We start from the raw sequence: 14,907 nt of genomic DNA on the forward strand, positions 1-14,907 counted from the left end.
GCACTTTCGCCGCACCCCTCAGCTGCTCGGATTCGTCTGTGGTCAGCTCTGTAGTCAGTGGGACGCCGGTGCGGCCCCACGGGTTGCCTCCCGCGAAGGTACGCGATGATGGAAATCCGGACGATCCGTTCCCCGTTCGTCCCGTCGACGTCCAAGATCTCAGATCCCGCATCTCAGGTCTCAGTTTTTCAGGGAGAGCTGTTCACATGGCACCGCGCATCCTGCTGGCCCGGCACGGCCGGACGGAATGGTCCGTCAAGGGCAATCACACCGGCAGGACGGACATTCCGCTGCTCGACTCCGGGCGCGAGGGAGCCAAGCTGCTCGGTGAACGGCTGCACCGCGGGCCGTGGGCGGACCTGCCCGGCCTGGAAGTCCGCACCAGTCCGCTCGTCCGGGCGTCCGAGACGTGCGCGATCGCGGGGTTCGGCGACCGGGCCGAACCGTGGGACGCGCTGATGGAGTGGGACTACGGGGCGTACGAGGGGATGACGCCCGCGGAGATCAAGGCGATCCGCCCCGACTGGTTCATCTGGCGCGACGGGGTGCCGTCGGGGGAGACCCTGGCCCAGGTGTCGGCCCGCGCCGACGAGGTCGTCGCGTGGGCGCGCTCGGCCGACCGCGACGTCCTGGTCTTCGGCCACGGCCACATCCTGCGGGTGCTGGGGGCGCGGTGGCTGGGCGAGGACGCGTCGTTCGCCGCCCGCATCCGCCTGGACCCGACGTCCCTGTCGGTCCTGGGCTGGGCGTACGGGGCGCCGGCGCTGGAACGCTGGAACGACACGGGGCACCTGGAGCGGTAGCGCGCGGCGCGGTGTTTCGGGGTGCGGTGTTTGCCCTCAAGCGCCGGGCGGGCTGGTTGGTGCGGGTCCTCCGCGGGGCGGCGGGGTTCCGTCCTCAATCGCCGGACGGGCTTGGTGGTGCGGCTCCCCCGCCGATGCGGCCGCCTTTGCCCGGTGGGTGGGGGTGGGGTCCCTCCGGGGCGTCTCCTCAGAAATGGCATGTGCGGCTGGGTGGCCTTCTGACCGCCGTCATACGCCATTTCCTGCGACGAACATCGACCCGGGTTCATCGCGTACCGGCGGAACGTTCGTCGTTTGAGGAGACGCCCCGGAGGGACCCCGGACCCCCACCCAGGCGCCTGAGGCGCGCCCCGCGGGGACCCGCACAACCAAGCTTGAGGGGCGGGCCGGCGGACGCGCCCTCCTAGGCCCCCGCCCCCGACACCGCATGGCGGTCCAGGAAGTCCCTGACGTCCACGGAGCCGCGGCCCTGGGGGCGGAGGACCGTGACCGCGTCGGACAGCATCGTCCGGATGCGGGACGACTGGACCTGGTCCAGCAGGTCGAGCACCCGGTGGCCCGTCGCCGCGGCCTCCTCCGTGAGGCCCGCCCGGGCCAGGTCCCAGGTCAGCTCGGCCCGGTACAGCGCCATGTTCCGCGTGAAGTGCGGGTCCTGCAGCCGCGTCGCCCGGCGTGCGTGGCGGGCGGCCCGCGACCAGTCGCCCAGCGCCGACCAGCACTGCGCCTCCAGCATCTCCAGCTCCGCCTCGCGGAAGAAGGTCATCCACTCCGGGTCCGCCGCGGACGGCCCTTTCCCGAACGCGGTGTGCGCCCGGCCGAGCGCCTTCTCGCAGCCGGTACGGTCCCCGAGTCCCGCCCGGCCCCCCGCCTCCCGCAGCGCGAGCAGCGCCAGCAGCCGAGGAGAGCCCAGCGGCCGGGCGGCCCGCTGCCCCGCCTCCGCCGCGCGCACGGATTCGCGCGGCCGCCCCGTGTCGCGGGCCAGGAAGGACGCGTTGCAGAACGCGTGCGCCTCCAGCGCCGGGTCGCCGGCCAGGCGCGCGGTGGCCAGCGCCTCCGCGTAGTGCGAGCGGGCGTCGTCGAACCGGCCGGAGTCATGGGCCAGCCAGCCCACCGAGATGGCCAGCTCACCGGCGCCGGCGTGCAGGCGGTCCGCCGTGGAGCGGCGGGTCGTGGTGCCGGAGTCGAGCAGCGCGTACGCCGCCCGCAGCGGCTGCGAGGCCCGCCGGTACAGGCCGTCACCGCCGTGCCGGTCGTCCAGCAGACGGATCTGCCGCACCGCCTTCTCGACGGCACTCACCTCCGCCTCGCCGACCCGGCGCTGCGCGGGCACGGAGGCGGCCGCCGGGCCGCCGAGCCCGAGGCCCAGGGAGGCGGCCGCCACCGCGGTGGTGCCGCTCGTCATGAATGCGCGACGCAGCACGTCGCTCTCCTCGTCGGTGTCGCTGCCGAGTACCAGCAGCGGGGAAGTCTGTGGTGGAGCGTCCGCCGCGGCCCGGGCTCCCCGGCCGCGTACCGATTCGCGCGGTGAGAAGCCCAGGTCCGCCAGGGTCGCCCCGGGGAACATGTGCAGGAAGACCCGCTCGTACGCGTAGTTGGGACAGCGGATCTCGCCGGACTCCACGCGGCCGATGTACCGGGCGTCGCACGCGACCTGCTCGCCGATCTCGCGAGCCGACCTGCGTACCGCGGCAGCGAACTCCCCGGCGGAGCGCGGTCCGCGCAGCCGCCGGAAGGCGAGGTTGGGAACTGCCCCTGTCGACACCATGGCGGCGCCCTCTCTGGTGCGAGCCGGGCGCTGTTTCCGGTGTCCCGGCGGAGCAAGAACGTACCTGCTGTGACAGTGCGCACACGCTGCGTTTAGTAATAAAGCAGACATCTCGCCCACAATCCGCCATGAACTGCCACCCTTTGCGGCGGTGCTGCACCGTAGCCCTTGACGTGTTCGGCGCGTTGGTCCATGTGGAGACGGAGTCCGGCTCCGCCCGGCGATGAGAGGAGAGGTCCCTTGTTGCACCTCGGCATGGCGACCGGATCGCGAACGACCGCGACGACCGGGAAGACGGCGGCCGCGCCGACCGGCACCACGACGCCCGCGGAGGGACGCGGCACGCCCCCCGAACCCGAACCCTGCGATCTCGTGACCGTCCCGGCCCGCCAGGGCCTGGAGGCCGTCGACATCCTGCGGCGCGGCGCCGACCAGGAGGCGGTCGGCCCGGTGCTCCACGACGGGGCCTGCGCCACCCTCGGCTTCCTGGTGCCCCCGGGCACCGCCCAGGCCTGGGACGTACCGGGCAGCGCCTGTACGCGGACCGACGGCCGCGGGCTGCGCATCCCCGCCGAGCCGCCGGTCCAGGGCAGCGGCTGGCTGCTGCCGCCCGCCGACGACACCCCGGTCACCGACCCCGCCGCGCTGCGGGCCGCGCTCGACCAGGCCGCCCGCCTGATCGAGGCGGCCGACAACTGCCGCTGAGCTCATAATGGCCGGACGAGGGGAAACACCTCGGTGCACGGCACGATGAGCGGGGACGAGGGGCAGTGGCACGTCGAGGAGCGGCCGGCGGCGCGGGCGACCGCAAGCAGCGCGCGGACCGCAGGACCGACCGCAAGGCGGGGCGCGGCTCCGAGCGCCCCGCCGGCAACGTCACCGAGCCCGTGGACAGCGGGGTCGCCGAGCTGGTGCCCGACCGGGAGCGCCGGCGCGCCTGGACCCTGACGATCGACGGCGCCCCGCAGTCCCATGTGGACCTCGACGATCCGACGTACCTCTCGTTCGAGTACCAGCGCCGGATCGGCCACATGGCCGACCTGGTCGCGCCCCCGGGTCAGCCGCTGCACGTCGTGCATCTGGGCGGCGGGGCCTTCACTCTCGCCCGGTACATCGCCGCTACCCGCCCCCGCTCCACCCAGCAGATCGTCGAGGTGGACGCCGCCCTCGTCCAACTGGTGCGCCGGGAGCTGCCGCTGGACCCACAGGCGAGGATCCGGGTCCGGGCCACCGATGCCCGCGCCGGGCTCGGGAAGATCCAGGACGGCTGGGCCGACCTCGTCATCGCCGACGTCTTCAGCGGGGCCCGCACCCCCGCCCACCTCACCAGCACCGAGTTCCTCGCCGAGGTGCGCCGCGTCCTGAAGCCCGGCGGGAGTTACGTGGCCAACCTCGCCGACGGGCCGCCGCTGGCCCACCTGCGCGGCCAGATCGCCACCGCCGCGACCGTGTTCGGCGAGCTGGCGCTCGCCGCCGACCCGACCGTGTTCCGCGGCCGCCGCTTCGGCAACGCCGTACTGCTCGCCTCGGACGTGGCGCCGAAGGTCGCGGAGCTGACCCGCAGGGTGGCGACCGATCCACATCCGGGGCGCGTCGAACACGGGAGGGCGCTCGCCGACTTCACCGGCGGCGCGGCCGCGGTGCACGACGCGGACGCCCGGCCCTCACCCGCGCCCCCGGCGTCCGCCTTCGACTGACGGCGAAAGCAAGGGGTCTCAGGAATTGACGATCTCGACCTGCGGCGGATGGTCGTTCCAGGTGCAGAAGACCGACACCGTCGTGCCGTCGTCCTTGGTGAAGTTGACCCGGATCCATGTCGTGTTCGTCCAGACCTGCACCGACCAGCCCTGTTCCGGCGTCGCCGACACGAGCTTCGCCTCGTCCGCGCCGATCTCGAAGACGATCAGTCCGCCGTCCGTCCGGTAGCTCTTAGCCGTCCCCGACGCGGTGGCCGTGGCCGTCGCCGCCGCCGTCGGCCGCGGAGTGGCCGCCGGGGTGCGCGACGGCTTCCGGGACGGGGACGTGGGCGGCTTCGGTGTGGCCCGGCGGGAGGCCGACGGGCTCTTCGACGGGGTCGGCCGGGGGCGGTGTGTCGAGGACGACAGGTTCTCGGTGATGTCCCGGTCGCTCCGGGCACCCGCCGCGATCGGCACCGCGCGCGGCGGATCGTACGCCGTGCCCGCCATCACGGTGCGCACACCCCACCACGACAGCGTGACCGCCGCGCCCGTCGCGAGCGACCACGCGAGCGCGTGTACGAGACCTCGTTGCATCCGGCACATCCTGCACCACGCGCCCCCGTGCTGTCCCGCTACCGCCACCGGCCGGACCGTACGGCGTCCGATGGCGTACGGTGCCGCCCATGCCAAGTGTGCTCGTGGTCGAGGACGACCAGTTCGTACGTTCCGCCCTCATCCGGCACCTGACCGAGGCCTCCCATACGGTGCGGAGCGTCGGGACCGCGCTCGAAGCGCTGCGCGAGGTCGCCCACTTCAGGTTCGACGTGGTCATCCTCGACCTCGGGCTGCCCGACCTCGACGGGGCCGAGGCGCTGAAGATGCTGCGCGGCATCACCGACGTACCGGTCATCATCGCGACCGCGCGCGACGACGAGAGCGAGATCGTCCGGCTGCTCAACGACGGCGCCGACGACTACCTGACCAAGCCGTTCTCCGTGGAGCACCTCTCGGCCCGCATGGCCGCCGTGCTGCGCCGCTCGCGGGCGGCCGGCGGCGAGGCCCCGCCACCGCGCGTCATCCAGGTCGGCGGGCTCTCCATCGACCCGCTGCGGCGCCTGGCCGAACTCGACGGCAAGGAACTCGACCTCACCCGACGCGAGTTCGACCTTCTGACCTTCCTGGCCGGCCGCCCGGGCGTCGTCGTCGCGCGCAAGGAACTGCTCGCCGAGGTCTGGCAGCAGTCCTACGGGGACGACCAGACCATCGACGTCCACCTCTCCTGGCTGCGCCGGAAACTGGGCGAGACCGCCGCCCGGCCGCGCTATCTGCACACCCTGCGCGGCGTCGGCGTGAAGCTCCAGCCGCCCGCCGCACCCCCGGAGCAGCCCGCATGAGATGGGCCCTGGTCAAGGTCTGCCTGGCCGTCACCGCGATGGTCGTCATCGCCTTCGCCGTCCCCCTCGGCCTCGTCATCAAGGAGATGGCGCGCGACCGCGCCTTCTCCGACGCCGAACGGCAGGCCGCGACGATCGGCCCCACCCTCTCCATCACCACCGACCGCGCCGAACTCGAAACGGCCGTCCTCACCACGGAACCCGGAGCCGCGGGCCGGATGGCCGTGCACGTGCCCGCGTCCGGCAAGGCCGGCAGCGTCGCGGTGGAGATCGGCAGCCGGCGCGCGACCCGCAAGGACCTGGAGACCGTACGGGAATCGGGGCGCGCCTCCATCACCGAGGTGACGGGCGGCTCCGCGCTGCTCCAGCCCACCGTGCTGGGCTCCGGCGGCACCGCCGTCGTCGAGGTCTTCGTGCCCGAGAACGAGGTGTCCAACGGGGTCGCCACGGCCTGGCTGATGCTGGCCGGCGTGGGCATCGCGTTGATCGTCGGCTCGGTCGCTGTGGCCGACCGTCTTGGCGTACGCATGGTGCAGCCGGCCCGCCGCCTGGCGGGCGCCGCACAGGACCTGGGGGAGGGCAGGCTCGGCACCCGGGTGCCGGAGGAGGGGCCGACCGAACTGCGGTCCGCCGCCGTCGCGTTCAACTCCATGGCCGACCAGGTCGTCCAGCTCCTCGCCAACGAGCGCGAACTCGCCGCGGACCTCTCGCACCGGCTGCGCACCCCGCTCACCGTGCTCCGGCTCAACGCCGCGTCCCTCGGCGAGGGACCGGCGGCCGAGCAGACCCGGGCGGCCGTCCAGCAGCTGGAGCACGAGGTCGACACGATCATCAGGACCGCCCGCGAACAACGCCCCCAGACCCAGGGCCCGAACGGCGGGCCCGGGGCCGGCTGCGACGTCTCCGAGGTGATCCGCGAGCGGATGGACTTCTGGTCCGCGCTGGCCGAGGACGAGGGCCGCGAGGTGCGCCTCGCGGGAGTGGACCGTACGGTACGCATTCCGGTCGCCCGCCCCGAACTGGCCGCCGCACTCGACGCGTTGCTCGGCAACGTCTTCCGGCACACCGCGGAGGGCACCGCCTTCGCCGTCGACGTCCACCACAGCGGGGACGCGGTGATCGTGCTCGTCTCGGACGCCGGCGGCGGCATCGCCGACCCGAAGGCCGCACTGGCACGCGGCGGCAGCGGGGGCGGCGGAGCCAGGGGAGCGGTGGGCTCGACCGGGCTGGGCCTCGACATCGTCCGCAGGGTCGCCGAGTCCACCGGCGGCGATGTGCGGATCGGGCGCTCCGTGCTCGGCGGCACGGAGGTGCGTATCTGGATCGGGCTCGATGGCCAGCGGCCCCAGCGGCGCGGGCGCGGCCACCGGGTGGGGCGGCAGCGGCGCGGAGTGACCGGGCGCGGCGCAAAGCTCCCATTCCGCTCCGGGGCGGGCCCGAACCTTTAGACCGGCCGATGCGCTCCTTAAGCGCACCCTAAGAACATCAACCCCGGTCCGGATCGTGCCCTTTGCCGGATTCGGTGCCGCTAGCGTGCTCCCGCATCCCCCACTTCCGTACACGAGGCAGGAACGCGATGGGCACCAGCACGCACCGGCGCACGGCGAGCACCAGGACCAAGGCGATCGGCGCGGTCGTCGCCGCGGCCGTGATCGGCGGCACGGTCTTCGCCCTCACCGGCACGGCCCAGGCGGCGGCGGTCGGCGCGGCGTACACGAGGACCAGCGGCTGGACCGGCGGATACACCGGGCAGTACGTCGTCACCAACGACACCGGCACGGCCAAGACCGGCTGGACGCTCGAATTCGACCTGCCGGCGGGCACCAGGATCAGCTCGCTGTGGAACGGCGAGCACACCGTCACCGGCCGCCACGTCACCGTCGAGCCGGCGAGCTGGAACAAGGAGCTCGCGCCCGGCAAGTCCGTCACCGTCGGCTTCGTGACCAGCGCCGACGGCACGGCCGCCGACCCCACCGGCTGCCTCATCGACGACGCCCCGTGCTCCGTCGACACCGGCGCGACCCCCGAGCCGAGCGGCCGCCCCACCGAGACCGCGACCCCCGCCCCGACCGCCTCGGCCAGCCCCACGGCCACCCCCACACAGAAGCCCACCCCCACGCCGACCCCCACCAAGACCGAAGGCGGCGGTGGCGGCACGGCGAGCGGTGCGGGCTTCGCCCCGTACGTCGACACCTCGCTCTACCCGGCGTACGACCTGCTCGACACCGCCACCAAGGCCGGTGTGAAGCAGTTCAACCTCGCCTTCATCACCTCCGGCGGCAGCTGCGCCCCGCTCTGGGGCGGCGTCACCGGCCTCGGCGACGACCACGTCGCCTCCCAGATCGGCGCCCTGCGCGCGGCCGGCGGCGACGTCCGGGTCTCCTTCGGCGGCGCCTCCGGCTCCGAGCTGGCGCTGAAGTGCGCCTCGGCCGCCGACCTGGCGGCCGCGTACGGCAAGGTCGTCGACACGTACAAGCTGACCAAGGTCGACTTCGACATCGAGGGCGGGGCGCTGCCCGACACGGCCGCCAACTCCCGGCGCTCCCAGGCCATCGCCCAGCTCCAGAAGTCCCACCCCGGCCTGGACGTCTCCTTCACCCTGCCGGTGATGCCCGAGGGCCTGACCCAGCCCGGCGTGGACCTGATCGCCGACGCGAAGAAGAACGGCGTGGACGTCGGGGCGGTCAACGTCATGGCGATGGACTACGGCGCCTCGTACAGCGGCGACATGGGCACGTACGCCATCCAGGCCGCGACGGCCACCCAGGCCCAGGTCAAGGGCGTGCTGGGGCTCTCCGACGCCGAGGCGTGGAAGAGCGTCGCCGTGACCCCGATGATCGGCGTGAACGACGTCAGCACCGAGATCTTCAAGGTCGAGGACGCCACCCAGCTGGTGGCGTTCGCGAAGGAGAAGGGCCTCGCCTGGCTCGCGATGTGGTCGGGCACGCGGGACAAGGCCTGCGCGGGCGGGCCGAAGCCGTCCGCGGACGCTTCGTGCAGCTCGATCGCCCAGGAGCCGCTCGCCTTCACGAAGGCGTTCGGCGCCTATAACTAGCCACCCTCCCCCCGCGCATCCCGGCCGGCCCCCACATCCCCCACGCCCGGCCGGGGTGCGCCCCCTTTTTTTGTCGTCGTTTTTTGTCGTGGAGCCGCCCCGCCCCGCGGCGGATTCAAGGGGCCGTGCAAGCCGCGCCCTCGTCACTCGGCCTGCCATCCGGCCCCTCCCCGGAGCCCCTCCCCAGGGGCCCCGTACATACACCGTTCCGGTCACCCGGCGGGCTGCCGTTTCGGCCACCATCCGGCGCTCGGCTTCGGGGAAAGAACGCGGAAGGGCCCCAGGACGCCCCCTTGGTGCGAGGTCTCGTTCACCTTCCGGCGGGCGCCACCGGTGAAATCGGGGCGGGCGAGGGGTGTTTCCGGGGGTTGTCGCGAAACCCGCACGGTCGGGTTCACTTCGCGGCACAGGGCGCAAGATCCACTGTCAACAGGGCTGTCACCTGCGGAAATTCGGGAAGCCCATCGTCCGCTTCCCCTGGGGGTGCGCTTTGGCAAGCCTTCGGCCGGACACGGTCTCGTGACTTGCAGGACACGCTCGCGCAACGGAAGCGTCTTCAACTCTTGACACCCACCCCCCTCAGGCAGCAACCTTCCGACATCGGCGCATGGGAGCGCTCCCACATCGCATGAGGAATTCTTGTGCGAACGGCACTGCCCGTGTCCTCCCCCCTGAACCATCTGGCACCCGCACTCACCAGCGCGTATGCCACGCAGTGAGCCAGTCCCACCCTGGAACAAGGAGTAGTGGAATGCGTATCACCCGCACCGCCGCCAGTCGCAGCCGCAGAGTCGCGGTTCTGGCCACCACGGGCCTGACAGCCACGGCCCTGTTGCTGACCGGCTGCAGCAGCGACTCGGACTCGTCGGACGACACGTCCTCCGATGCGAACGGGAAGATCACGCTGACCGTCGCGGACTTCGGGCAGTTCGGCTACAAGGAAGCCGGCCTCTTCGAGAAGTACCACGAGCTGCACCCGAACATCACGGTGAAGGAAGAGACCACCGCCGAGGAGAAGAACTACTACCCCAAGCTGCTCCAGCAGCTGAACTCGGGCAGTGGTCTCGCCGACGTCCAGGGCCTCGAGGTCGGGCGCATCAAGGAGCTCGTCGACACGAAGGCGGACCAGTTCGCCGACCTGAGCAAGATCATCGACGTCAACGAGTGGGTGTCCTGGAAGGAGAAGCAGGCCACCACCAAGGACGGCAAGGTGATCGGCGCGGGTACCGACATCGGCCCGATGTCGCTCTGCTACAACAGCGAGCTCTTCAAGAAGGCCGGCCTGCCGACCGACCGCAAGGAAGTTGCTGCGAAGATCGCCGGGGGCTGGGAGGACTACCTCAAGCTCGGTGAGGAGTACAAGAAGAACGCGCCTGCGGGCACGTACTTCATGGACTCCGCCAGCGCGATGTTCAACGCCGTCGTCAGCTCGAACGCCAAGCAGTACTACGACGAGAACGGTGAGGCGATCTACAAGGACAGCCCCAGCGTCAAGCAGGGCTGGGACCTGTCGGCCGAGGCCGTGGACAAGAAGCTGACCCAGGGCCTCGCCCAGTTCGGCGACCCGTGGAAGGCCGCTCTGCGCAAGAGCACCATGGCCACCGTGGTCTGCCCCGCCTGGATGGCCGCTCAGATCTCTGTCAACGCCGGTGACGGAAACAAGGGCAAGTGGGACATCACCACCGCGCCCGGTTCCAGCGCCGCCAACTGGGGTGGCTCGTTCCTCGGTGTGCCGACCGCCGGCAAGCACGTCAAGGAGGCCGGTGAGCTGGTCAAGTGGCTGACCGCCCCCGAGCAGCAGGCCGCCGTCTTCAAGGCGACCGGCCTCTTCCCGTCCAACAAGGGCGCGTACGAACTGGCCGACGTGAAGACCGGCAAGCTCGAGTACTTCAACAACGCGCCGATCGGTGAGATCTACGCGGGCGAGGCCAAGTCCATCCCCGAGGCGATCATCGGCCCGAAGGACGCCACCATCAAGGAGAGCATCTCCACCCAGATCAACAACATGGAGCAGCGCGGCACCAAGCCCGACAAGGCATGGGACGCGGCGGTCGACACGATCGAAAAGGCGATCGGCTGACGCTCGCAACAGCGGGCGGCCCCAGGGCCGCCCGCACCTGCGTGTTCCCGCCCCCTCACGGGGGCAGGGGGCCGCACCGGCCCGCGTGCCGTGGGCTTCCACGGGGCGACCGGTAAACCCCGGCCGTCCCGTGGAAGCCCACCACGCCGCCGGCCCGTCCGGCCCCCGTCAGTTGCTGTGGTCCGACACCCGCCGGGCCCGAACCCCCAGCCCGAACCCCCGGCCCGAACGCCCGGTGCGCCGCTCGCCGCGTCGCCGAACTGCCCGCACGGCTCCGCCTTGAGGTCACTCCGGCGCCCTGCGATCGACCGCACCGGCCGCCCCGAGCCGGTCCCGTCGGGAGTGGGACAACAGCTTCCACCCGGGTAACCCAAGCAATCCAGGGAAGGAATATCGCCCGTGGCCACCTCGTCTCCCACCCGGGATGTATACGCCCCGCCGCCCCCCGGCTCGCAGCGGAAGCCGGTGAACGCCCGCCGGCAGGCGTGGCGCAGCCGCCTCTGGCGGTTCGACGACAAAGCGTCGCCGTACGCCTACATAGCCCCGTTCTTCCTCATCTTCGGGGCCTTCGGGCTCTATCCGCTGATCTACACCGGCTGGATCGCCCTGCACCGGGTCGAGATGACCGGCCTGGACCAGATGGAGTGGGTCGGCTGGGACAACTTCGACCGGATCCTGCACGACTCGGAGTTCTGGACGGCCGTCACCAACACCTTCCTCATCGGTGTCATGTCGACGGTCCCGCAGTTGCTCGTCGCGCTGGGCCTGGCGCACCTGCTGAACTACAAGCTCCGCGCCAGCACCTTCTGGCGGACGGTGATCCTCACCCCGTACGCCACCTCGGTGGCCTCCGCCGCCCTGGTCTTCGCGCTGGTCTTCCGGCTCGACGGCGGTCTGCTGAACTGGGCGCTGGAATTCGTCGGCCTCGGCCACACCAACTGGGCCAACGGGCACTGGACGTCCAAGATCGCCATCTCGGTCATCGTGATCTGGCGCTGGACCGGTTACAACACCCTGATCTACCTGGCCGCGATGCAGGCCGTGCCGTCGGATCTGTACGAGGCCGCCTCGCTCGACGGCGCCTCGCGCTGGCAGCAGTTCCTCAAGGTGACCATCCCCTCGCTGCGGCCCACGATCCTCTTCACGATCGTCATCTCGACCATCGGTTCCATGCAGCTGTTCGGTGAACCTCTCCTGCTGGAGGGTGGCGCCATCGGAGCGAGCGGGGGAACCGAGCACCAGTACGAGACCCTCACCCTCTACCTCTACAACTACGGCTGGAACCTGGGGCATCTCGGTCCGGCCGCCGCAGTGGCCTGGGCGATGCTCGCCCTCCTGCTGCTCATCGCCGCGGTCAACTGGCTCATCGGCCGCTTCGTACGCAAATCCGCGGTCTGACCGGGAGCGATATTCATGACCATCACCAGCCCCACCAAAGTCCCGGGCTCCGTCCGCCCGGTGCGCACCGCGCACCGCGCGCAGAAGCGCCCGAGCCGTTTCAAGCCCGGTGCCGGCCAGCAACTGAAGGGCGGCCCCTTCGCCTACATCGCGCTGACTATCGTCGGCATCGGCTCGCTGCTGCCGCTGTACTGGACCCTGGTGGCCGCGTCCCACACCCAGGACGAGGTACTGGCCTCCACCCCGCCGTTCCTGCCCGGGGGCCGGCTGTTCCACAACCTCGAAGCCGCCTGGACGCAGGCGCACCTGGGCAAGGCGATCCTCAACAGCTTCATCGTCTCCAGCTGCATCACACTGGCGACGCTCTTCTTCTGCACCCTGGCCGGCTACGCCTTCGCCAAGATGCGCTTCCGTGGTCGCGGCGCGCTGATGACCGCGGTCATCGCGACCCTGACCATTCCGCCGCAGCTCAGCGTCGTCCCGCTGTTCATGATGATGTCCGACCTCGGCTGGGGCGGGAGCCTGGAGTCGGTGATCTTCCCGACCCTGGTCAGCGCGTTCGGTGTGTTCTTCATGCGTCAGTACCTGATCGAGGCGCTGCCGTACGAGCTGATCGAGGCCGCGAAGATCGACGGTGCGAGCAACTTCCGTATCGTCCGAAGCGTCGTGCTCCCGGTGGCCCGCCCCGCGATGATGGTGCTGGGCATGCTCACCTTCGTCCAGGCGTGGAACGACTTCTTCTGGCCCTACCTCGCCCTGAACCAGCAGGAGCCCACCCTCCAGGTGGCCCTCGGCCTGCTGAAGGCCTCGTTCACCCCCGACGAGAGCATCGTGATGGCCGGCGCGCTGATCAGCACGCTGCCGCTGCTCGCGGTGTTCGTCATCTTCGGCAAGCAGATCGTCGGCGGAATCATGTCCGGCGCCGTGAAGGGCTGACGTCTTCCCCGGCCGCCCCGTCTTCCCGGAAGTCCCGTACGGCCCCGCTCGACCGCGGCCGTACGGGCTCCGGAGTTCCACGTCCCGCCCCTGTCCGTCCACCCCTGGGAGCGCTCCCGCATGACTGCCGTACGACCCGACATCGCCCCGAAGCAGGCGCCCGCGGCCACGAAATTCCCGACGGGCTTCGTCTGGGGAGCGGCCACCGCCGCCTACCAGGTCGAGGGCGCCGCAGCCGAGGACGGCCGCACCCCTTCCATCTGGGACACCTTCAGCCGTACCCCGGGCAAGGTCCGCAACGGCGACACCGGTGACATCGCCGCCGACCACTACCACCGCTACCGCGACGACGTGGCGCTGATGAAGCAGCTGGGGCTGAAGGCGTACCGCTTCTCCATCTCCTGGTCCCGCGTGCAGCCCACCGGCCGCGGCCCCGCCGTCGAACGCGGCCTGGACTTCTACCGCAAGCTCGTCGACGAGCTGCTCGAGGCGGGCATCGCCCCCGTCGCCACCCTCTACCACTGGGACCTGCCCCAGGAGCTGGAGGACGCCGGCGGCTGGCCGCAGCGGGTCACCACCGACCGGTTCGCCGACTACGCCGTCATCATGGCGGGCGCGCTCGGCGACCGGGTCGCGACCTGGACGACCTTCAACGAGCCGTGGTGCTCGGCCTTCCTCGGATACGGCTCCGGAGTGCACGCCCCCGGCCGCACCGAGCCCGCCTCCGCCCTGCGGGCGGCCCATCACCTCAACCTCGCCCATGGCCGGGCGATCGAGGTCCTGCGCGATCAACTCCCCGCTGGTGCGCAGACCTCGGTCACCCTCAACCTGCACCAGGTCCGCCCGCTGACCGCCAGCGCGGCCGACGCGGACGCCGCCCGCCGGATCGACGCCGTCGGCAACCGGATCTTCACCGGTCCGATGCTGCGCGGTGAGTACCCCGAGGACCTGCTCACCGACACCGCGCACCTGGTGGACTGGTCGAAGCTGGTCCAGGACGGCGACCTGGCCGCGATCTCCCGTCCGGTCGACGTCCTCGGCATCAACTACTACACGCCGACTCTGGTCTCGACCCCGGAGAAGGGCGAAGCGGGCTCTGGCAACGATGTCCACGGCTCCAGCCAGTTCTCCCCGTGGCCCGGCTCCGACCACGTGGCCTTCCACCTCGCCGAGGGCAAGGCGCGCACGGCGATGGACTGGCCGATCGACCCCGACGGCCTCTACAACCTGCTGATGGACGTCACCCGCGACCACCCCGGCCTGCCGCTGATGGTCACGGAGAACGGCGCCGCCTTCGACGACTACGTCTCGCCCGAGGGGCGGGTGGAGGACCCGGAGCGGATCGACTACCTGCACGGCCACCTCGACGCCGTGCAGCGGGCGGTGGCCGACGGCGCGGACGTCCGTGGCTACTTCCTGTGGTCGCTGATGGACAACTTCGAGTGGGCGTACGGCTACTCGAAGCGCTTCGGCACCGTGTACGTCGACTACGCCTCCCAGCGCCGCATCCCCAAGGCGAGCGCCTACTGGTACTCCGACGTCATCCGCCGTCACGCCCTCCCGGAGTCCGACCTCGGCTGACCCGGCCCGCCTGCCTGCGCGCTCCGCCCCTTCGGGGGGAGGGCGCGGCCCGCGCGACAGGCGCCCCCTGCTGAGAGCGTGACATGCGCGACCCTGAGACCCGGCCCCGTGGCCGGGTCTCAGTCGTATCCGCAGCCCCTTCCGCCCCTTTCCTCCTGGGGCGGGCGCGGGGCGCTTGACCACGCGCGTAGAGTGGGAGCGCTCCCACGGTGCGGC

At 71.4% G+C, this 14,907-nt stretch carries 12 protein-coding genes; 10 read left to right on the plus strand and 2 right to left on the minus strand.

Annotated elements, in window-relative coordinates; all coding sequences use genetic code 11:
- Window positions 1-206: 206 nt before the first annotated feature.
- Window positions 207-803: a histidine phosphatase family protein gene (locus tag ABTX18_RS04620; protein ID WP_352121278.1), complete on the plus strand. Its 597-nt coding sequence runs from the start codon at window positions 207-209 to the stop codon at window positions 801-803.
- A gap of 403 nt (window positions 804-1,206) precedes the next feature.
- Here ABTX18_RS04620 and ABTX18_RS04625 read toward each other — a convergent pair whose 3' ends face one another.
- On the minus strand, window positions 1,207-2,568 hold the full coding sequence (locus ABTX18_RS04625; RefSeq protein ID WP_352121279.1) for an NsdA family TPR-like regulatory protein: 1,362 nt from the start codon (window positions 2,566-2,568) through the stop codon (window positions 1,207-1,209).
- Window positions 2,569-2,808: 240 nt separating this feature from the next.
- Between ABTX18_RS04625 and ABTX18_RS04630 the strand changes: the two genes are divergently transcribed.
- Both ABTX18_RS04630 and ABTX18_RS04635 read left to right on the plus strand, forming a co-directional pair.
- Window positions 2,809-3,273, plus strand: coding sequence for a hypothetical protein (locus tag ABTX18_RS04630; protein WP_352121280.1), 465 nt, complete (start codon window positions 2,809-2,811; stop codon window positions 3,271-3,273).
- 65 nt (window positions 3,274-3,338) lie between these two features.
- Window positions 3,339-4,265: a spermidine synthase gene (locus tag ABTX18_RS04635; RefSeq protein ID WP_352121281.1), complete on the plus strand. Its 927-nt coding sequence runs from the start codon at window positions 3,339-3,341 to the stop codon at window positions 4,263-4,265.
- 18 nt (window positions 4,266-4,283) lie between these two features.
- Here ABTX18_RS04635 and ABTX18_RS04640 read toward each other — a convergent pair whose 3' ends face one another.
- A complete protein-coding gene (locus ABTX18_RS04640; protein WP_352121282.1) occupies window positions 4,284-4,841 on the minus strand; it encodes a hypothetical protein in 558 nt (185 codons plus the stop codon).
- An 89-nt stretch (window positions 4,842-4,930) separates the two neighbouring features.
- On the opposite strand from ABTX18_RS04640, the gene ABTX18_RS04645 reads away from it, so the two are divergent.
- From ABTX18_RS04645 to ABTX18_RS04675, 7 genes are all read left to right on the plus strand, one after another.
- The gene (locus ABTX18_RS04645) at window positions 4,931-5,641 is read left to right on the plus strand and encodes a response regulator transcription factor (RefSeq protein WP_352121283.1); all 711 of its coding nucleotides are present in this window, start codon (window positions 4,931-4,933) and stop codon (window positions 5,639-5,641) included.
- Window positions 5,638-7,089: a sensor histidine kinase gene (locus ABTX18_RS04650; protein WP_352121284.1), complete on the plus strand. Its 1,452-nt coding sequence runs from the start codon at window positions 5,638-5,640 to the stop codon at window positions 7,087-7,089. The genes ABTX18_RS04645 and ABTX18_RS04650 overlap by 4 nt, the downstream gene beginning before the upstream one ends.
- Window positions 7,090-7,217: 128 nt before the next feature.
- Window positions 7,218-8,696 carry a glycoside hydrolase family 18 protein gene (locus tag ABTX18_RS04655; protein WP_352121285.1) on the plus strand — a complete coding sequence of 493 codons (1,479 nt, stop codon included), beginning with the start codon at window positions 7,218-7,220 and terminating at the stop codon, window positions 8,694-8,696.
- 751 nt (window positions 8,697-9,447) lie between these two features.
- Window positions 9,448-10,776, plus strand: a complete 1,329-nt coding sequence (locus ABTX18_RS04660) for an ABC transporter substrate-binding protein (protein WP_352121286.1) — start codon at window positions 9,448-9,450, stop codon at window positions 10,774-10,776.
- A 399-nt stretch (window positions 10,777-11,175) separates the two neighbouring features.
- Window positions 11,176-12,174, plus strand: a complete 999-nt coding sequence (locus ABTX18_RS04665) for a carbohydrate ABC transporter permease (RefSeq protein ID WP_352121287.1) — start codon at window positions 11,176-11,178, stop codon at window positions 12,172-12,174.
- A 15-nt stretch (window positions 12,175-12,189) separates the two neighbouring features.
- Complete coding sequence (locus ABTX18_RS04670) at window positions 12,190-13,110, plus strand: carbohydrate ABC transporter permease (RefSeq protein WP_352121288.1); 921 nt, start codon at window positions 12,190-12,192, stop codon at window positions 13,108-13,110.
- A gap of 120 nt (window positions 13,111-13,230) precedes the next feature.
- Complete coding sequence (locus ABTX18_RS04675; protein ID WP_352121289.1) at window positions 13,231-14,691, plus strand: GH1 family beta-glucosidase; 1,461 nt, start codon at window positions 13,231-13,233, stop codon at window positions 14,689-14,691.
- Window positions 14,692-14,907 lie beyond the last annotated feature (216 nt).

Source organism: Streptomyces sp. NPDC096323, from assembly GCF_040302845.1.
GTDB lineage: Bacteria > Actinomycetota > Actinomycetes > Streptomycetales > Streptomycetaceae > Streptomyces.

What these genes read in the sequence shown, in the direction of transcription:
- ABTX18_RS04620 (WP_352121278.1), top strand. Translation starts at nt 207, where the DNA reads ATGGCACCGCGCATCCTGCTGGCCCGGCACGGCCGGACGGAATGGTCC.
- ABTX18_RS04625 (WP_352121279.1), bottom strand. Translation starts at nt 2,568, where the DNA reads ATGGTGTCGACAGGGGCAGTTCCCAACCTCGCCTTCCGGCGGCTGCGC.
- ABTX18_RS04640 (WP_352121282.1), bottom strand. Translation starts at nt 4,841, where the DNA reads ATGCAACGAGGTCTCGTACACGCGCTCGCGTGGTCGCTCGCGACGGGC.
- ABTX18_RS04645 (WP_352121283.1), top strand. Translation starts at nt 4,931, where the DNA reads ATGCCAAGTGTGCTCGTGGTCGAGGACGACCAGTTCGTACGTTCCGCC.
- ABTX18_RS04650 (WP_352121284.1), top strand. Translation starts at nt 5,638, where the DNA reads ATGAGATGGGCCCTGGTCAAGGTCTGCCTGGCCGTCACCGCGATGGTC.
- ABTX18_RS04655 (WP_352121285.1), top strand. Translation starts at nt 7,218, where the DNA reads ATGGGCACCAGCACGCACCGGCGCACGGCGAGCACCAGGACCAAGGCG.
- ABTX18_RS04660 (WP_352121286.1), top strand. Translation starts at nt 9,448, where the DNA reads ATGCGTATCACCCGCACCGCCGCCAGTCGCAGCCGCAGAGTCGCGGTT.
- ABTX18_RS04670 (WP_352121288.1), top strand. Translation starts at nt 12,190, where the DNA reads ATGACCATCACCAGCCCCACCAAAGTCCCGGGCTCCGTCCGCCCGGTG.
- ABTX18_RS04675 (WP_352121289.1), top strand. Translation starts at nt 13,231, where the DNA reads ATGACTGCCGTACGACCCGACATCGCCCCGAAGCAGGCGCCCGCGGCC.